This is a genomic window from Nonomuraea sp. MTCD27 (assembly GCF_041950495.1).
GTDB lineage: Bacteria > Actinomycetota > Actinomycetes > Streptosporangiales > Streptosporangiaceae > Nonomuraea.
In genome coordinates this window covers 490,122-506,893 of the sequence record NZ_JBGNUW010000002.1, presented here as the reverse complement: position 1 = coordinate 506,893, position 16,772 = coordinate 490,122, and the positions used below count along the sequence as shown (strand labels likewise).

The 16,772-nt window shown below is 72.0% G+C and carries 19 protein-coding genes; 8 read left to right on the top strand and 11 right to left on the bottom strand.

Annotated elements, in window-relative coordinates; translation table 11 throughout:
* Window positions 1–83 precede the first annotated feature (83 nt).
* Window positions 84–920 (top strand): MEDS domain-containing protein, encoded by an 837-nt coding sequence (locus tag ACBJ59_RS06865; protein ID WP_375109300.1) that lies wholly within the window; start codon window positions 84–86, stop codon window positions 918–920.
* Entirely contained in the window at window positions 913–1,302 is a 390-nt protein-coding gene (locus ACBJ59_RS06860) for an ATP-binding protein (protein ID WP_375109299.1), read from the top strand. The genes ACBJ59_RS06865 and ACBJ59_RS06860 overlap by 8 nt, the downstream gene beginning before the upstream one ends.
* Window positions 1,303–1,305: 3 nt before the next feature.
* Here ACBJ59_RS06860 and ACBJ59_RS06855 read toward each other — a convergent pair whose 3' ends face one another.
* Together ACBJ59_RS06855 and ACBJ59_RS06850 are read right to left on the bottom strand one after the other, a co-directional pair.
* Complete coding sequence (locus tag ACBJ59_RS06855) at window positions 1,306–3,084, bottom strand: ABC transporter ATP-binding protein (protein WP_375109298.1); 1,779 nt, start codon at window positions 3,082–3,084, stop codon at window positions 1,306–1,308.
* Window positions 3,081–4,865 carry an ABC transporter ATP-binding protein gene (locus ACBJ59_RS06850; protein WP_375109525.1) on the bottom strand — a complete coding sequence of 595 codons (1,785 nt, stop codon included), beginning with the start codon at window positions 4,863–4,865 and terminating at the stop codon, window positions 3,081–3,083. The genes ACBJ59_RS06855 and ACBJ59_RS06850 overlap by 4 nt, the downstream gene beginning before the upstream one ends.
* Window positions 4,866–4,981: 116 nt before the next feature.
* Between ACBJ59_RS06850 and ACBJ59_RS06845 the strand changes: the two genes are divergently transcribed.
* The 3 genes from ACBJ59_RS06845 to ACBJ59_RS06835 all read left to right on the top strand — a co-directional run bounded on the left by ACBJ59_RS06845 (window position 4,982) and on the right by ACBJ59_RS06835 (window position 7,401).
* Entirely contained in the window at window positions 4,982–5,611 is a 630-nt protein-coding gene (locus ACBJ59_RS06845; protein WP_375109297.1) for a TIGR03085 family metal-binding protein, read from the top strand.
* Window positions 5,612–5,816: 205 nt separating this feature from the next.
* Window positions 5,817–5,978, top strand: a complete 162-nt coding sequence (locus tag ACBJ59_RS06840) for a hypothetical protein (RefSeq protein WP_168019289.1) — start codon at window positions 5,817–5,819, stop codon at window positions 5,976–5,978.
* A 61-nt stretch (window positions 5,979–6,039) separates the two neighbouring features.
* Entirely contained in the window at window positions 6,040–7,401 is a 1,362-nt protein-coding gene (locus tag ACBJ59_RS06835; protein ID WP_375109296.1) for a glutamine synthetase family protein, read from the top strand.
* A gap of 4 nt (window positions 7,402–7,405) precedes the next feature.
* Here ACBJ59_RS06835 and hisF read toward each other — a convergent pair whose 3' ends face one another.
* From hisF to hisD, 9 genes are read right to left on the bottom strand one after another with little or no spacing between them, the layout of a single operon-like run.
* Complete coding sequence (hisF, locus tag ACBJ59_RS06830; RefSeq protein WP_375109295.1) at window positions 7,406–8,167, bottom strand: imidazole glycerol phosphate synthase subunit HisF; 762 nt, start codon at window positions 8,165–8,167, stop codon at window positions 7,406–7,408.
* On the bottom strand, window positions 8,164–8,574 hold the full coding sequence (locus tag ACBJ59_RS06825; protein WP_375109294.1) for a Rid family hydrolase: 411 nt from the start codon (window positions 8,572–8,574) through the stop codon (window positions 8,164–8,166). The genes hisF and ACBJ59_RS06825 overlap by 4 nt, the downstream gene beginning before the upstream one ends.
* 21 nt (window positions 8,575–8,595) lie before the next feature.
* Complete coding sequence (priA, locus tag ACBJ59_RS06820) at window positions 8,596–9,318, bottom strand: bifunctional 1-(5-phosphoribosyl)-5-((5-phosphoribosylamino)methylideneamino)imidazole-4-carboxamide isomerase/phosphoribosylanthranilate isomerase PriA (protein WP_375109293.1); 723 nt, start codon at window positions 9,316–9,318, stop codon at window positions 8,596–8,598.
* Entirely contained in the window at window positions 9,319–9,648 is a 330-nt protein-coding gene (locus ACBJ59_RS06815) for a hypothetical protein (protein ID WP_364118492.1), read from the bottom strand.
* Window positions 9,645–10,283 (bottom strand): imidazole glycerol phosphate synthase subunit HisH, encoded by a 639-nt coding sequence (gene hisH, locus ACBJ59_RS06810; protein ID WP_364118490.1) that lies wholly within the window; start codon window positions 10,281–10,283, stop codon window positions 9,645–9,647. Before hisH ends, ACBJ59_RS06815 begins: the two co-directional genes overlap by 4 nt.
* Complete coding sequence (locus ACBJ59_RS06805) at window positions 10,277–10,432, bottom strand: hypothetical protein (protein WP_364118488.1); 156 nt, start codon at window positions 10,430–10,432, stop codon at window positions 10,277–10,279. Before ACBJ59_RS06805 ends, hisH begins: the two co-directional genes overlap by 7 nt.
* Window positions 10,429–11,022 (bottom strand): imidazoleglycerol-phosphate dehydratase HisB, encoded by a 594-nt coding sequence (hisB, locus tag ACBJ59_RS06800; protein ID WP_364118486.1) that lies wholly within the window; start codon window positions 11,020–11,022, stop codon window positions 10,429–10,431. The genes ACBJ59_RS06805 and hisB overlap by 4 nt, the downstream gene beginning before the upstream one ends.
* On the bottom strand, window positions 11,019–12,089 hold the full coding sequence (locus tag ACBJ59_RS06795) for a histidinol-phosphate transaminase (RefSeq protein WP_375109292.1): 1,071 nt from the start codon (window positions 12,087–12,089) through the stop codon (window positions 11,019–11,021). Before ACBJ59_RS06795 ends, hisB begins: the two co-directional genes overlap by 4 nt.
* A complete protein-coding gene (hisD, locus tag ACBJ59_RS06790) occupies window positions 12,086–13,402 on the bottom strand; it encodes a histidinol dehydrogenase (RefSeq protein WP_375109291.1) in 1,317 nt (438 codons plus the stop codon). Before hisD ends, ACBJ59_RS06795 begins: the two co-directional genes overlap by 4 nt.
* A gap of 361 nt (window positions 13,403–13,763) precedes the next feature.
* On the opposite strand from hisD, the gene ACBJ59_RS06785 reads away from it, so the two are divergent.
* The 3 genes from ACBJ59_RS06785 (at window position 13,764) to ACBJ59_RS06775 (ending at window position 16,769) form a co-directional block, all read left to right on the top strand.
* Complete coding sequence (locus ACBJ59_RS06785) at window positions 13,764–13,958, top strand: hypothetical protein (RefSeq protein ID WP_364118480.1); 195 nt, start codon at window positions 13,764–13,766, stop codon at window positions 13,956–13,958.
* 48 nt (window positions 13,959–14,006) lie between these two features.
* Entirely contained in the window at window positions 14,007–15,017 is a 1,011-nt protein-coding gene (ligD, locus tag ACBJ59_RS06780) for a non-homologous end-joining DNA ligase (RefSeq protein ID WP_375109290.1), read from the top strand.
* Window positions 15,018–15,104: 87 nt separating this feature from the next.
* Window positions 15,105–16,769 (top strand): trypsin-like peptidase domain-containing protein, encoded by a 1,665-nt coding sequence (locus ACBJ59_RS06775; RefSeq protein WP_375109289.1) that lies wholly within the window; start codon window positions 15,105–15,107, stop codon window positions 16,767–16,769.
* Window positions 16,770–16,772: the final 3 nt, after the last annotated feature.

Here is a 16,772-nt window from a genome sequence, read left to right as displayed (position 1 = left end):
GGTGGGTTTTGCAGAGAATGCGGTACGTGATGGCATGGCGAGGAGTAATTTCGGACCTGACGCGTGCTAGGGAGGGCGCCAACGTGGTCCACGTCGCGGGCTCTGTCCTCGATCCCGACCTGGGGGATCACGTCTGCCTGCCGTTCGAGGACGAGCGGGAGCGGATGACGGCCACACGGCTGTTCACGATGAACGGCCTGCGCCGCCGTACCAAAGTAGTGATCATCACGCACGCCGACAGCCCCGAGCGGACGCGTGACTGGCTGGCGCCGCTGGTGCCGGGGTTCGCCGACGCCGAGTCCGCCGGGCAGGTGGAGATCCTGGCCTGCGCCGACACCCACTTCACCAACGGCTCCTTCGACCCGGGGCGGGTGTACGCGGGGCTGGCCGACGCCAACGACCGGGCCCGCAGGCACGGGCAGCACGGCGTGTACGCGCTGGTCGACGCCTCCTGGGGGGTGGGCGACGTGCCCGGGCACGCGGCGTTCGAGGCGGCGGCCAACGAGCTGTTCGGGGAGCGGTGGCTGGCGGCCGTGTGCCAGTACGACCGCCGGCTCTTCCCCCGCGACGCCATCGAGCGGGCCGCCTCGGTGCACCCGATCTCGCCGGAGCAGGCGGTGCTGCGCTTCGCCAACACCTGCTCGCCCCGGGGGCTGAAGGTGTGGGGCGACATCGACCTCACCAACCGCCCGGCGTTCGCCTCGTTGCTGGGACGGCTGGAGGAGGAGCCCGGCGAGGTGGTGATCGACGCCTCCGGCCTCGACTTCATCGACGCCGGCTCGGCCCAGCTGCTGACCGTCACGGCCATGGCCAGGCCGCGCGGGAGCACCGTGGTCGTGTGCCGCGACACCATGGCCAGGGTGCTCCGGCTGATCAGGGCGGACGAGTACATCACGGTGCGCCGGGTGGGCGATGTGTAGACAGGTGCTGTGCGCGAGCTTCGCGCGCGGCCGCATCACGATGCTGCGCAGGACGGTCGCCGAGCACGCCGCGTACGAGGGGCTGGCCGGGCGGAACCTGGAGGACTTCGTGCTGGCGGTCAACGAGGTCGTCACGAACGCGGTCGTGCACGGCGGCGGGTACGGGCGGCTGCGGCTGTGGTCGCACGGCGGGCGGCTGTGGTGCGAGGTCACCGACGAGGGGCCGGGGCTGCCGGCGGGGTGGGTGGGCGACATGCGGCCGCCCGCGGGGTTCGAGTTCCGCGGGCGGGGGTTGTGGCTGACGAGCATGTTGTGCGATCAGGTCACGATCGTGTCCGGGCCCCGGGGCACGACCGTGACCTTCGCGGCCCTGAGGGAGTGAGCCTCAGGAGCGCGCCGAGATCCACGAGGCGTGCAGGTCGGCGTACACGCCCGGGCTCTTGACCAGCTCGGCGTGCGAGCCCCGCTGCACCAGGCGGCCGGCGTCGAAGACCAGGACCTCGTCGGCGTTCTCCGCCGTGGACAGGCGGTGCGCGATCGAGACGGCCGTGCGGCCCCGGGTGACGCCTTCCAGGGCGCGTGCCAGGCGTACCTCCGTGGCCGGGTCGACCGCCGAGGTGGCCTCGTCCAGCAGGAGCAGGTCGGGGTCGGCGAGGTAGGCGCGGGCCAGGGCGACGAGCTGGCGCTCGCCCGCCGACAGCGACTCGCCGCGCTGCCCGACCGGCGTGTCCAGGCCGGCCGGCAGGCCCTCCAGCCAGTCGGTCAGGCCCAGCTCGGTCAGGGCCAGCCCGATCTCCTCGGTGGTGGCCGAGGGCTTGCCGTAGCGGATGTTCTCCTCCAGCGTCCCGTCGAACAGGAAGCCGTCCTGCGGGACCATCACGATCCGCTCGCGCAGGGAGGAGAAGCGCACGTCGCGCAGGTCGTGCCCGTCCACCGTGACGCGCCCCGAGCCGGGGTCCATGAGCCGCGTCAGGAGCTTGGCGAACGTGGTCTTGCCCGACCCGGTCTCCCCCACCACGGCGACGCGGGAGCGGGGCGGGATCTCGACCGAGACCTCGCGCAGCACCGGCACGCCGCCGGGGTAGGAGAAGTGCACGTCCTCGAAGGCGACCTCGATGGGGCCGCGGGGCAGCTCCACGCCCTTGTCGCCGGGGTCGGCCACGTCGGGCGGGGTGTCGATGACGCCGAGGATGCGGCGCCAGCCGGCGACCGCGTTCTGGGCCTCGTTCAGCACCTCGGTGGCGGTCTGCAGCGGCGAGACGAACAGCGTCACCAGGAACAGGAACGCCACCAGCTGCCCCTGCGTGATGTCGCCCGACAGACCCAGCCGCACGCCGAGCAGCACGATGCCGGCGATGGCGACGGCGGCCACGATCTCGGTCAGCGGGAAGACGAAGCCGACGATGGTCTGCGCCCTGATCTGGGCCTTCCTGTTGGCGTCCACGGCCGTGTCGATGCGCTCGGCGGTGCGGCGCTCGGAGGCGTAGGCCCTGATGACGGTGGCGCCGACGACGGACTCGCTGACCGCGGCCAGCATGTCGCCGGTGCGCTCGCGTACGACGGTGTAGGCGCGCGACAGCAGCCGCTGGAAGCGCGGCAGGGCGATCATCAGCGGGATGAAGCTGACCCAGACCAGCAGGGTGAGCTGCCAGGAGTAGACGAACATCAGGACGGTGGCCACGAAGAGCTGGCCGAACGCCACGATGATCATCAGCCCGCCCCACTGCATGAAGTTGCTGATCTGGTCGATGTCGTTGGTGACGCGGGAGACCAGGGCGCCGCGGCGCTCGGTGTTCTGGGTGAGCACCGACAGGTCGTGCACGTGCCGGAAGCCGCGTACGCGCAGGGTGGCCAGGGAGGACTCGGTGGCCTTGTACAGGCGGACGTTCATGGCGTACGCGGCCACGGCCGTGAGGACGACCGCGGCGGCGCAGATCAGGACGGCGGTGGTGATGTACGGGAGGTCGGGGGTGCCGGTCTTGAGGCCCCTGTCGATCGTCTGCTGGACCGCGATCGGCACGATGATCTTGCCGATGGTGGCGACGACGGCCAGCGCCAGGGTGCCTGCCAGGCCCTTGCGGAACTCGGGAGTGAGCGAGAGCCCCTGGCGGATCGTGGCCATCGCGGAACGGTCCGAGTCGCGCCGGATGCTCTGCGCCGTCATGCGCTGACCTCTTCTTCCTCGATGGGGACGTCGATGGCGGCCCGCTCGGCCTCCTCGCGCTCGTAGGCGGTCACCAGGTTCCGGTAACCGGCGCAGCGCCGGATCAGCTCCTCGTGCGGCCCCCGGTCCACGACGCGGCCCCGGTCCAGGTAGACCACCTCGTCGGCCAGGGCGATCGTGGCCATCCGGTAGGCGACGACCACGACGGTGGACGCCTCGGCGGCGTCGCGCAGGCCGTACAGGATCTTGGCCTCGACCTGGGGGTCCACGCTGGAGGTGGCGTCGTCGAGGATGAGCAGGCGCGGGCGGCGCACGACCGCGCGGGCCAGGGCGATGCGCTGGCGCTGGCCGCCGGACAGGGAGGCGCCGCGCTCGCCGACGCGGGTGTCGATGCCGGAGGGAAGGCGGCCGACGAATCCGTCGGCCTGGGCCAGCCGCAGGGCCGCCCACACGTCCTCCTCGGCGGCGTCGGCGCCGAGCGCGACGTTGCCGCCCACGGTGTCGTCGAACAGGAACGTCTGCTGCGGCACCAGCGCCACCGACTCGGCCACCCCGCCGTAGGGCAGCTCCCGCAGGTCCACGCCGTCGAGCAGGACCCGGCCGGAGTCGGGGTCGACCAGGCGGACGAGGAGCTGGACGAGCGTGGACTTGCCGGAGCCGGTGGGCCCGACGAGGGCCACGGTGCGGCCGGCGGCCACCTCGAAGGTGACGTCGTGCAGGACCTCGGCCTCGCCGTAGGCGTAGGAGACGCCGGAGACCTCCAGCTTCGCGGGGCTGGTCGAGGTGAGGGCGGCGCTGCCGTACTCCATGGAGCCGGACGCCTCCAGCACGGCCTCGACCCGCTGCCACCCGACGACGCTGCGCGGCAGCTCGGCCAGCACCCAGCCCAGCGCCCTGATGGGGAAGGCCAGCAGAGTGAACAGGTAGGCGACCTGCACCAGGTCACCGGCGTCGATCGCGGTCGCCGTCAGGCGCACGGCGCCCACGGCCAGCACCGCGAGCACGCCGAGCGTGGGCAGCGCCTCCAGCATCGGGTCGAACAGCCCGCGCACCCGGCCGACGGCGATGTTGGCGTCGCGCAGCTCGTGGGCGCGGCGCCGGAACCGGTCGGTCTCCAGGTCCTCACGGCCGAGCGTCTTGACGACCAGCGCGCCGTCGAAGCTCTCGTGCGCGATCTCGCTGACCTCGGCGCGCAGTTGCTGCGCGCGGGTGGCGAGCGGGCTGAGCCTGCGCTGGTAGACGAGGTTGAGCACGGCGATGGCCGGGAAGATGAGGAAGCCCACCAGCGCGAGCACGAGGTCCGTGAACAGCATCGCGATCGCCGCGGTGAACAGCATGACGATCACGCCCACGGCCATCGGCAGCGGCGCGAGCGGCGCCCAGGCGGCCTCGGCGTCGGCGCTGGCGTTCGACAAGAGCTGCCCCGTCGGATGGCGGTGGTGCCACGACAGCGGCAGCCGGAGATACTGCTTGGTCACGTCCCGGCGCGACCTGGCCTGCATGCGGTACTGCATGACGCCGGCCAGGATGCGCCGCCCCGCCACGCCGAACGCCTTGAGCAGGGCCGTGCCGAGGATCAGCAGCACGCCCGTCCACATCGTGCCCGCCGTGACCTGTCCCGCGCCGAACGAGGTCAGCACCACGTTCTGCGTCGCCCAGCCCAGGGCCCAGGCTGAGGCGACGGTCATGCCGCCGTAGACGGCGCTGGCGAGAACGGCCAGCGCGAACACTGCCTTCTCCGTACGAATGGCCACCCCAAGGACACGAAGCCCTTGGCGCATCACGGCCGAGGTGACCTTGGTCGCCACTCGGTAGGTATCCTCTCAACTCTGACGTTTCTACGTATGTCACTATCACGCCTGATCATCCCGTTATTCCCACCGGTAGGGTTGAACACGTGACTCATGCTCGTGGCGAACGCGCCGCGCTCTGCGACCTGCTCGACCGGCTCGGCCCGGACGCGCCGACCCTGTGCACGGGCTGGACCACCTATGACCTGGCCGCCCACCTGGTCCTGCGCGAGCGCAGACCCGACGCGATGGGCGGCATCGCGCTCAAGCCCCTGGCCGGCTACACCGCCTCGGTGCAGAACGGCCTCAAGGCCCGCCACCCCTACCCCGAGCTGGTCGGCCTCGTCCGCAAGCCCGGCGGCGTCTACGGCCTGCTGCCCGCGCTCGACGAGGCCGTCAACACGCTGGAATACTTCGTGCACCACGAGGACGTCCGCCGCGCCCAGCCGTCGTGGGAGCCGCGCGAGCTGACCGACGACTTCGAGCGGCTCATCTGGAAGCGGGTCTCGGCCGGCGCCCGGCTCATGCTGCGCAGGTCGCCCGTGGGCGTGGTGCTGCACCGCCTGGGCGGGGGCGTGACGCTCGGCGGGCCCCGGGGCGGCTCGCGGGTGGAGGTCACCGGCAGGGCCGCCGAGCTGCTGATGTTCTGCTTCGGCCGGCAGCGGCACGCCAGGGTGGAGCTCACCGGCGAGCCGGAGGCCGTCAGCGCGTTGCGCGCGGCCACGCTCGGCGTCTAGCGGGACCCGCCCCCGCCATCCCCGCCGCCATCCGCGTGCGCGCCGGAAATCCCGGCGCGGCAGGCGCTCGCGAGCAATCTCATGCCCGTACCATGGCATGGGAAAGAAGCCCCCCGGTTAGGATCATGTACATCTTTCCCAAGATGCCTAGTGATCGCCCAGATCCGGGTATATACGGCTGGGAATGGACTGCAGGAGGCCCCCCATGCAGGTCAAGAAGGTGATCACCTACGTGGCTGTCGCGTTCGTGGTCTTCTACCTGTTCACCCGGCCGGCCCAAGCCGCCGCCGCGGTCAACGGTGTGTTCGACGGAATCCTTCAGGGAGCCAATCAGTTGGCCGTGTTCTTCTCAAGTGTTCTGACCTGACGGATGGTTCTGTCTGCGTCAGGTGCTTCCCCGCGCTGCCAGATCGTGTTACGCAGGCAGGATGAGAGATCGCCCCAGCGGCACCAAGATCAATCAGCTCGGTTCCGACGCGCGGCGCATCCTCGAGCGAGCTGAGCTCGAGGGCATCGAGCTGATCCGTTTTCTGTACGCCGACCACGGTGGCGTCATTCGTGGGAAGGCGGCGTCCCGGTCCCGGTTGGCCGAACGGCTCAGCACGGGCATCGGGCACACGGTGGCCATGATGGCGATGAACATGCTCGACCAGCTCCAGGACGTCGAGCACATGGGTCCGGTGGGCGAGGTACGCATCGTCCCCGACCCCGCCACGTACGTGCCGTTGCCCCACGCGCCCGGCGCGGCCGCGATGCTGTCGGACCTGTGCCGTCCCGACGGCACCCCGTGGGAGGCGTGCTCGCGGACGTTCCTCAAGAACGCGATCGCGGAGCTGAGGACCGAGGGTTACTCGGTGGTGGCCGCGTTCGAGCCGGAGTTCACGCTCGGCCGGCGGCTGCCCGACCCGTCCGGAGGGCCCGACCGGCTGGTGCCGCTCGACGACTCGCTCTGCTATGCCGGCACGGGCTTCGACACGGCCCACGACTACACGATCAAGCTGATCCGCGCCCTGGAGACGCAGGGCCTGCGCGTCGAGCACTACCACCCCGAGCTCGGCCCCGGCCAGCAGGAGCTGTCCGTGCGCCACGCGCCCGCCCTGCGCGCCGCCGACAACCACGTCATCTACCGCGAGACCGTGCGCGGCGTGGCCATGCGCATGCAGATGTGGGCCTCGCTGGCCCCCAAACCGCTGGCCGACCAGGCCGGCAACGGCGCCCACCTGCACCTGTCGCTGTGGAACGACACGCAGAACGTCTTCGCCGAGGAGAACGAGGTGCGCGACGGCTTCCTCGGCGGCCTGATCGCCCACCTGCCCGCCCTCACGGCATTGACCTGCGGCAGCGTCAACAGCTTCCGCCGCCTGGCACCCCGCACGTGGGCAAGCGCGTACGCGGTGTACGGCCCCGACAACCGCGAGGCCGCGATCCGCCTGTGCTCCCCGCTGGGCGAAAGCGGCGAGCCGAACCTGGAGCTGAAACCCTCCGACTCCTCGGCCAACCCCTACCTGTCGCTCGGCGCCGTCATCCACGCGGGCCTCGACGGGATCCGGCGCAAGCTCGACCCCGGCGAGGCCGTGGACGTCGACCCGGACACGCGGCCGGGCCGCTACCCCCGCCTGCCCGCCTCGCTGGACGAGGCGCTGGACGCGCTGGAGGCGGACGAGGTGCTTATGGAGGCGCTGGGGCCGCTGCGGCGCAGCGCGTACCTCGCCGTCAAGCGGTCCGAGGCGGCCGCGTTCGCCGCCAAGGACGTCCCCTACGAGCTCTTCCAGCACCTGCGGGTGTTCTGACGGGCTAGCGCACCGGGTGGCCCGCCATCCGGAGCGTGTCCTTGACCTCGGAGATCTTCAGCGTGCCGAAGTGGAACACGCTGGCCGCCAGGACGGCGTCGGCGCCCGCCGCCACCGCCGGAGGGAAGTCCTCCAGGCGGCCGGCACCGCCGCTGGCGATCACCGGCACGCGCACGGCCGCCCTGACCGCGCGCAGCATCTCCAGGTCGTAGCCGTCGAGCGTCCCGTCGCCGTCCATCGAGTTGAGCAGGATCTCGCCCACGCCGAGCTCCTCGCCCCGGGCCGCCCACTCCACCGCGTCGATCCCGGTGCCGCGCCGCCCGCCGTGGGTGGTCACCTCGAAGCCGCTCGGGGTGCCCGGTGCCCGCCGGGCGTCCACGGACAGCACGACGCACTGCGCGCCGAACCGCCTGGACGCCTCGGTGAGCAGCTCCGGCCGGGCGATGGCGGCCGTGTTGAGCGACACCTTGTCGGCTCCGGCGCGCAGCAGCCGGTCCACGTCCTCGACCGCGCGCACGCCACCGCCGACGGTGAGCGGGATGAACACCTGCTCGGCGGTCCTGCGCACCACGTCGAGCATGGTCTCCCGCTCGCCGGAGGACGCGGTGATGTCCAGGAAGGTCAGCTCGTCGGCGCCCTCCTCGTCATAGCGCCTGGCCAGCTCCACCGGGTCGCCCGCGTCGCGCAGGTTCTCGAAGTTGACGCCCTTGACCACACGCCCGGCGTCCACGTCGAGACAGGGGATCACTCTTACCGCTACGGTCATGCTCGCAGTGCCTCGATTTCGATCTCGACCAGCATTCTCGGGTCGACCAGCCCGGCCACCCGGACCCCGGTGCAGGCGGGGCGTACTTTGCAGAAGACCTCGTGGATGGCCCGCCCGACGGGGTCGAAGTGGCGCTGCTCCACCACGTAATAGCGGACCATGATGACGTCCTCCCTCGTCAGGCCGCCCATCAGGACGGCCTCGAGGGCGATGCCGATCGCGGTCAGGCTCTGCTGGTAGGCGTCGCCGACATGGCGCACCTCTCCGTCGACCGTGGCCGTGCAGCCGGACACGATCACGCGCTCGCCCGCCACCACGGCGCGGGCGTAGCCGTATTTCTCCTCCCAGATGCCGCCCGAAAACACCCTGTAGCCGGTGCTTTCCATACCGATGCTGCTGACGCTCATCTCGCCCCCTCCCGGCAAGAGCTACACGCGTACCGCGGCCAGCGCGTTTTCCAGTGTGAACGCGTGAGCGTACAGGGCCCTGCCCACGATGGCGCCTTCCAGTCCGTCCGGGACGAGGGAAGAGAGAGACAGCAGGTCATCGAGGCTGGAAACGCCGCCGCTGGCCACCACCGGCTTGTCGGTGCGGGCGCAGATCTGCCGGTAGAGGTCGAGGTTCGGGCCCTGCAGCATGCCGTCCTTGGTCACGTCGGTGACCACGTAGCGGGGGCAGCCGTCGGACTCGAGGCGGTCGAGGACCTCCCACAGGTCCCCGGAGTCCTGGGTCCAGCCGCGGGCGGCCAGCGTGGTGCCGCGCACGTCGAGCCCGACCGCGATCCGGTCACCGTGCTCGGCGATGATCTTCCGGCACCACTCGGGCCGCTCCAGCGCGGCGGTGCCGATGTTGACCCGGCGGCAGCCGGTGGCCAGGGCCGCGGCCAGGGAGTCGTCGTCGCGGATGCCGCCCGACAGCTCCACGTTGACGTCCAGCCGGCCGATCACGTCGGCGATCAGGTCGCGGTTGCCGCCCCGCCCGAACGCGGCGTCCAGATCGACGAGATGGATCCACTCGGCACCCGCCTCCTGCCAGGCCAGCGCGGCGGCCAGGGGCTCGCCGTAGCCGGTCTCGGTCCCGGCCTCGCCCTGCACCAGGCGTACGGCCTGACCGTCGGCGACATCCACGGCGGGCAGCAATACGAGCGACATTCAGATCCTCCGGTCGAAAGCGAGGGTCACGACAACGGGTGCGAGCAGCAGGGAGAAGACCAGGACGGCGAAGCTGAGCGGGAACGACCCCCAGATCAGCCAGACGATCACCTGGACGAGCAGGAAGCCGAGCGCCACCACGGCGTTCTGGGCGCGATGGCGGCGGGCGAGCAGGCCGCCCTGGCGGTAGAACCGCACCGGGCGCGGGACCACGCGGGCCACGACGGCGCGGCGGCGGGCCCGGCGGGCCTGCCGCTCCTCGTTGGCCCGGATCGCGCGCGCCCGCTCGGCCTCCCGCTCCGCCCTCCGGCGCGCGCGCTCCTTGCTCATAGGGTCTGAAGCCAGTTCTTCAGCAACGCGGCGCCGGCGTCGCCGGACTTCTCCGGGTGGAACTGGGTGGCCTTGAGCGGGCCGTTCTCCACGGCGGCCACGAACGGCACGCCGTGCTCGGCCCAGGTCACGATCGGCTCGGCGAACCCGTCACCGGTGCGCAGCTCCCACTCGCGCACCCCGTAGGAGTGCACGAAGTAGAAGCGGGTGGCCGCGTCGAGCCCGTCGAACAGCACGCTGCCCGCGGGTGCCTTGACCGTGTTCCACCCCATGTGGGGCAGCACCGGCGCGTCGAGCCGCTCGACCGTGCCCGGCCACTCGCCGCAGCCCTCGGTCTCCACGCCGTGCTCGACGCCCTTGGCGAAGAGGATCTGCATGCCGACGCAGATGCCCAGCACAGGGCGGCCGCCGGACAGGCGGCGGGCGACGATCCGGTCGCCCTGCACGGCCTTGAGGCCCTTCATGCACGCCTCGAACGCGCCCACGCCCGGCACGACCAGCCCGTCGCACTCCATCGCCGCGTCGAAGTCGGGCGTCACGGTCACCTCGGCGCCGGCCCTGGCCAGCGCGCGCTCGGCCGAACGCAGGTTTCCCGAGCCGTAGTCGAGCACCACGACGTTCTTCTTGCTCACCACCACAACACCCCCGCCGTGATCGCCATCGCCGCACCGAGCGCGCAGATGGCCGCACCGATCTTGATTCCCTGCCTGGCCAGGGAGAACACGCCGCCGATCAGGAACAGTCCGATGAACACCATCACGCCGGCGAGGAGGTTGTCGGTCATAGGACGCCCTTGGTGCTCGGCACGCCGGTGGCGCGCGGGTCGGGCTCCGACGCCTCGCGCAGGGCCCTGGCCAGCGCCTTGAACTGGGCCTCCACGATGTGGTGGGCGTTGCGGCCGTACGGGACGTGCACGTGCAGGCAGATCGCCGCCTGCGCGACGAACGACTCCAGGATGTGGCGGGTCATCGTCGTGTCGTATTCGGGGCCGATCATCGGCGCCATGCCCTCGGGCTCGTGGTGCACGAGGTAGGGGCGGCCGGACAGATCGACGGTGACCTGGGCGAGCGACTCGTCCAGCGGGCACGACGCGCTGCCGAACCTCCTGATGCCCGACTTGTCGCCCAGCGCCTCGCGGAACGCGGCGCCCAGCGCGAGCGCGGTGTCCTCGATCGTGTGGTGCGAGTCGATGTGCAGGTCGCCCTCGGTCTTGACCGTCAGGTCGAACAGCCCGTGCTTGCCGAGCTGGGCCAGCATGTGGTCGTAGAAGCCGACCCCGGTGGACACCTCCACCCGGCCGGTGCCGTCGAGGCCGACCTCCACCAGGACCGAGGTCTCCTTCGTGACACGCTCGACGCGACCTACGCGGCTCACAGGACTCCTTCCAGGGCGGCGCGGAAGGCCGCCATCTCCTCGCCGGTGCCGATCGACACACGCAGCCATTCTGGCGGGCCCACCTCGCGGATGAGCACCCCGCGCTCCAACATCCCCTCCCACACCTTGCGCCGGTCGGGGAACCGCCCGAACAGCACGAAGTTGGCGTCGGAGTCGGCCACCGCCAGGCCCTTGGCCCGCAGCCACGCCACCGTTTCGTCGCGCTCGCGCCGCAGCGCGTCGACCGAGCCGAGCAGCTCGGCGCGGTGCCGCAGCGCCACCCGCGCGGCCGTCTGGGTGATCGTGGACAGGTGGTACGGCAGCCGCACCAGCAGCAGCGCCTCCACCACGGCCGGGTGCGCGGCCAGGTAGCCCAGCCGGGTGCCCGCCATGGCGAACGCCTTGGACATCGTCCTGGAGACGATCAGCCTCGGGTGCGCGGGCAGCAGGGTCAGCGCCGACGGCGTGCCCTCGCGAGCGAACTCGGCGTAGGCCTCGTCCACCACGACCATGCCGGGCGCCGCGGCCAGGACCGCCTCGATGGTCGCCAGCGGCTGCGCGGTGCCGGTCGGGTTGTTCGGGGAGGTGATGAAGACGATGTCGGGGCGGTGCTCCTCGATCGCGGCGGTGACCTTGCCGGGGTCGAGCGAGAAGTCCTCCTCGCGGGCCGCCCTGACCCACTCCGTGCTGGTGCCGGTGGTGATGATCGGGTGCATGGAGTAGGACGGCTCGAACCCCATGGCGGTGCGGCCGTGGCCGCCGAACGCCTGCAGGATCTGCTGGAGCACCTCGTTGGAGCCGTTGGCGGCCCACACCTGGGCGGCCGACAGGCCGTGGCCGAGGTAGGCGGCCAGGTCGGCGCGCAGGTCGAGGGCGTCGCGGTCGGGGTAGCGGTTGAGCTCGCCGGCCCGCGCCCCGATCTCCCCGGCCAGGTCGGCGACCAGCTCGGGAGAGGGCGGGTAGGGGTTTTCGTTGGTGTTGAGCCGGACCGGGACGTCGATCTGGGGAGCGCCGTACGGCGTCTTGCCCCTCAGGTCGTCGCGGATGGGCAGGTCGTCCAGGTTCACTCGGTCTCCGTGGGCACTCGCCAGTCGAATCGGGCGCGGATCGCGGCACCGTGGGCGGGCAGGTCTTCGGCGTCGGCCAGGACCGACACGTGGGCCGCCGCGCCCGCGAGCGCCTCACGGGTGTAGTCGACGACGTGGATGCCGCGCAGGAACGACTGCACCGACAGGCCGCTGGAGTGGCAGGCGCACCCGCCCGTGGGCAGCACGTGGTTGGAGCCGGCGAGGTAGTCGCCGAGCGAGACCGGCGCGTAGGTGCCCACGAAGATCGCCCCGGCGTTGCGCACGCGCGCCGCGACGGCCGCCGCGTCGGCGGTGTGGATCTCCAGGTGCTCGGCGGCGTACGCGTCGACGACCTTGAGGCCGTCGTCGATCGAGCTCACCAGCACGATGCCCGACTGCCGGCCGCTCAGCGCCTCGGTGATGCGCTCGGAGTGCCGGGTGGCCGAGATCTGGCCGGGCAGCTCCTTCTCGACCGCGTCGGCCAGCTCGGCACTGGTGGTGACCAGCACCCCGGCGGCGATCGTGTCGTGCTCGGCCTGGCTGATCAGGTCGGCGGCGACGTGGACCGGGTCGGCCGTCTCGTCGGCCAGGATGGCGATCTCGGTCGGGCCCGCCTCGGAGTCGATGCCGATGCGGCCCTTGAGCAGCCGCTTGGCCGCCGCCACCCAGATGTTGCCGGGCCCGGTCACCATGGTGACCGGCGCGCACTCCTCGGTGCCGTAGGCGAACATGGCCACCGCCTGCGCACCGCCCACGGAGTAGACCTCCGCCACGCCGAGCAGCGCGCACGCGGCCAGGATCGTGGGGTGCGGCAGCCCGCCGAAGTCCTTCTGCGCCGGGCTGGCCACGGCCAGCGAGCCGACGCCGGCCTCCTGGGCCGGCACGACGTTCATCACCACGCTGGACGGGTAGACCGCGCGGCCGCCCGGGACGTAGAGGCCCACGCGATCGACCGGCACCCACCGCTCGGTCACGGTGCCGCCGGGCACCACCTGCGTGGTGACGTCGGCGCGGCGCTGGTCGCGGTGGACCAGCCTGGCCCGCCTGATCGACTCCTCCAGCGCGGCCCGGACCCTGGGGTCGAGCTCGCGCAGCGCCCGGTCCAGGGCCTCGGCGGGGACGCGGGCGGAGGCGATGTCGACACCGTCGAACCTGGCGGTCAGCTCCCGTACGGCTGCCGCCCCGCGATGGCGCACGTCGTCGCAGATGAGCCGCACCTTGTCCAGGGCGGCCTCGACGTCGAGCTCGGCGCGGGGCAGCACGTCGCGCAGGTCCTCGGGCAGGGAACCGCGCATGTCAATACGGGAAATCACCCTGACAGTCTACGGAGTCCGGGCCTCGAATCAGGTTCTGTCCATTATCCGGAACGAGTGACGGCCGCGGGGTGGCGCTCGCCGACGCGCACCCCGCGGCCGTCATCACCCCGGACCGGGCCTGCCGGGGCGGTGCCGTGGCCATCACGGGGGTACGGCCACGGCAGGGGAAAGCTTGGTTCTCTCCTCTGCCCGGGACCGGCTGCCGCTAACGCCCCCGGGTCAAGAAAAACTCGGGGTAACGCAAACCTAACGTTGAGTGGTTTTTGCCGTGGACACGTGTCGCCGGACGCCAAGCCCCGCCTGGGCGAGTGTTTTCGTATTACTTGTCCATTATGTCCGTTCCTTTTACCCTTACCGCATGGGACAGTGGCGCGGGCCCGACGGCATCCTGGTCGAGGCGATCATCCTGGACGATCGCCCGCTGCTGCGCGTCTCCCACCGGGTCAACGGCCGCACCTACCTGCGCGGCTACTGCGCCACCGTCGGCGAGCTCGGCGAACACGGCGTGGACCTGGCCCTGCTGGTGGAAGACAAGCCCCTTGACCATCTGTAGACCCCCTGCCGCCACTGTCGATCAGGCGGACGGGGTACGGCATGCACCATGGTGCGGCTGCCGGCCTATTCGCCGATGCTGGCCCAGCTGGGCACCCTGACCTCCGTCCAGGGTGCGGACTGGGCCGTGGAGATGAAATGGGACGGCGTGCGCGCCCTCGCCTACGTCGAGGACGGCGCCGTCCGCCTGATGTCGCGCAACGGCAAGGAGATCACCCCCGCCTACCCCGAGCTGCAGCTCATGGCCGGCGCCACCGGCGGGCACGCGGCCGTGCTCGACGGGGAGGTCGTGGCCTTCGACGAGGCCGGGCGGCCCAGCTTCGAGGCGCTGCAGCCCCGGATGCACCAGCGCAACCCGGCGGCCGTGGCGGAGCTGGTCAGGGCGGTGCCGGTGACGTTCATGGCCTTCGACCTCCTGCACCTCGACGGCGACAGCGTGATCTCGCGCCCCTACACCGAGCGCCGGGAGCTGCTGGAGGGCACGCTCACGCCCGGCTACCGGTGGGAGGTGCCCGTCTGGTTCGCCGACCACGCCTCGCGGGCGTTCGACTCCTCGCGACAGCTCGGGCTCGAAGGGGTCGTGTGCAAGCGCATGAGCTCGCCGTACCGGCCGGGCCGACGCAGCGGCGAGTGGACGAAGGTCAAGAACGTCAGGACCGTCGAGGTCGTGATCGGCGGGTGGAAACCGGGGGGCGGGCGCCGCTCGGGGATGATCGGCTCGCTGCTGCTCGGCGCGTACGACCCGCACGGCCGGCTGCGGTACGTCGGCCACGTCGGCACCGGGTTCACCGAGGCCATGCTGCGCGATCTGGGCGAGCGGCTGGCACCGCTGGAGCGGCGCGAGCCGGCCTTCGACGAGGAGGTGCCGCGCGAGCACTCCCGCGACGCGCACTGGGTGGAGCCCCGGGTGGTCGGCGAGGTGCAGTACGCCGAGGTCACCGGCGACGGGCGGCTGCGGCATCCCTCCTGGCGGGGGCTGCGGCCCGACCGCGATCCGGCCGAGGCCGGCACGGCGGAGATCCGGCCGCAGGAACACGAGGGCGACGCCGCGGCGGGCTGACCGCGACACGCCATCCCTGGCTACAGTTCGTAGACTTATGGTGACTTACAGTGACTGGGAGGTTTGTCGAGCTGCTCGGGGGATACTGTGCGGAAAACTCTGGCCACCACCCTCACCACGCTGGCGGGCGTCACGCTGGCGCTGCCCGCGGCGGCAGACCAGCCGCCGGCGGCCCCGGCCGCCCAGGCCGCTCCGGTGCCACCCGCCCAGGCCGCACCGGCCCCGTCCGTCCCGGCCGAGCAGCCCGCGCAGCCGATCAAGGCGCAGCAGCCCGCGCAACCGGCCCAACCGGCCCAACCGACCCAACCGGCGATCAGGGCGCACCAGCCCCAGCCCGCAAACCCGGTCAAGTCCGGCCGGCCCGCGCCCGTCGCCGCCGCCGTGCGGGGCCGTTCGACGTGGGGGGCCGAGGCGTCGCCGCTGATGCGCCCCGGGCGGGCCGTGCGCTACTGGACCGCGGGCAAGCAGGCCAAGGCCAAGGCCGCCGACCTGCCCCCGAGCCTGCCCGGCACGGCCGCGGCCGACGTCGTCCTGTCGGCCGAGCGGCGCAGCAGCGTGCCCTCGGCCAAGCGGATCACCCCCGGCGGGGACACCAACGGCTACGCCCGCATGCCCCGCCCGTACACGAGGGCGGCGCACAGCCGGATCAGCGGCCGCCTCTTCTTCGTCAACGCGGCCGGGCACGGCGACTCCTGCACCGCCTCCGTCGTACGCTCGGCGGCCAGGCTGCTCATCGTCACCGCCGCCCACTGCGTCTACGGCGTCCCCGAGGGCTCCACGACCGGCCGCTGGCACAGCAGCTTCGCGTTCGTCCCCGCCTACGACGGCCGGGCGGCCGGCGAGCGGCAGCGCGAGCCGTACGGGCGGTGGGGCGGCCGGCGCGCCTGGAAGCCCGACGGGTACACCGGGATGAACGGCGGCGACTGGAACTCGATCTACGACATCGCCCTCATCGAGGTCGGCCGGCGCAACCGCACCCTCCAGGAGGCCGTCGGCGCCTTCACCCCGGTCCTCAACCAGGGAGGCAAGCACACCATCGCCACCACGGGCTACCCGGGCCTGCTCGGCAGGAAGCCGTACGACGGAAGGGACCAGCTCTGGTGCCTGGGCAGGACCCGGCAGGCACAGGGGGTCACCGGCGACGAGACCATGCTCGCCGCCCGCGACGCCGACGCGGAGGCGACGGCGGGGCGGCTGGAGACGTACAACTGCCACCTGTACAAGGGCCACAGCGGCGGGCCGTGGGTCGTCAAGGGCACCGGAGACCTGGTCGGCGTGCTGTCGGCGGGCAAGGAGGACGGCGAGTCCGACGGCAACTCCGTCGCCAACGCGCTCAACCTCGAAGGCTACGGCGCGATCGTCAAGAAGGCCGACCCGCGCGGCGTGTACGACGCGCTGTCGGTCAAGCTGACGGGCCCGCGGCGCCCGGTCAGGCGCGGCGACCCCGCCACCGTCACGGCCACCGTCACCATGCGCGGCCTGATGGCCGCCGCCCAGGTGCCCGTCACGCTCACCCTGCCGTCCGGCGTGAACCTGGCCTCGGTCAGCGGCGCCACGTGCCGGAGCACCACCCGGGAGGCCGCCTGCACCATCGGCACCATCCACCCGGACCGGCCGGTCCGCATCACCGCCCGGGTGAACGTGACCAGGGACGCCGGCCACCCGCTGCCCATCGCCGCCCGCGTCGTCTCCACCCGCCTCGACCCGACCCAGCGCGACAACACCAGCACCCTGCGCCTCCCCGTCCGGTGACGC

What these genes read in the sequence shown, in the direction of transcription:
- ACBJ59_RS06785 (WP_364118480.1), top strand. Translation starts at nt 13,764, where the DNA reads ATGGGACAGTGGCGCGGGCCCGACGGCATCCTGGTCGAGGCGATCATC.
- ACBJ59_RS06840 (WP_168019289.1), top strand. Translation starts at nt 5,817, where the DNA reads ATGCAGGTCAAGAAGGTGATCACCTACGTGGCTGTCGCGTTCGTGGTC.
- ACBJ59_RS06855 (WP_375109298.1), bottom strand. Translation starts at nt 3,084, where the DNA reads ATGACGGCGCAGAGCATCCGGCGCGACTCGGACCGTTCCGCGATGGCC.
- ACBJ59_RS06805 (WP_364118488.1), bottom strand. Translation starts at nt 10,432, where the DNA reads ATGACCGACAACCTCCTCGCCGGCGTGATGGTGTTCATCGGACTGTTC.
- ligD (WP_375109290.1), top strand. Translation starts at nt 14,007, where the DNA reads ATGGTGCGGCTGCCGGCCTATTCGCCGATGCTGGCCCAGCTGGGCACC.
- hisF (WP_375109295.1), bottom strand. Translation starts at nt 8,167, where the DNA reads ATGACCGTAGCGGTAAGAGTGATCCCCTGTCTCGACGTGGACGCCGGG.
- ACBJ59_RS06860 (WP_375109299.1), top strand. Translation starts at nt 913, where the DNA reads ATGTGTAGACAGGTGCTGTGCGCGAGCTTCGCGCGCGGCCGCATCACG.
- ACBJ59_RS06835 (WP_375109296.1), top strand. Translation starts at nt 6,040, where the DNA reads ATGAGAGATCGCCCCAGCGGCACCAAGATCAATCAGCTCGGTTCCGAC.
- ACBJ59_RS06815 (WP_364118492.1), bottom strand. Translation starts at nt 9,648, where the DNA reads ATGAGCAAGGAGCGCGCGCGCCGGAGGGCGGAGCGGGAGGCCGAGCGG.
- ACBJ59_RS06825 (WP_375109294.1), bottom strand. Translation starts at nt 8,574, where the DNA reads ATGAGCGTCAGCAGCATCGGTATGGAAAGCACCGGCTACAGGGTGTTT.
- priA (WP_375109293.1), bottom strand. Translation starts at nt 9,318, where the DNA reads ATGTCGCTCGTATTGCTGCCCGCCGTGGATGTCGCCGACGGTCAGGCC.
- ACBJ59_RS06850 (WP_375109525.1), bottom strand. Translation starts at nt 4,865, where the DNA reads ATGCGCCAAGGGCTTCGTGTCCTTGGGGTGGCCATTCGTACGGAGAAG.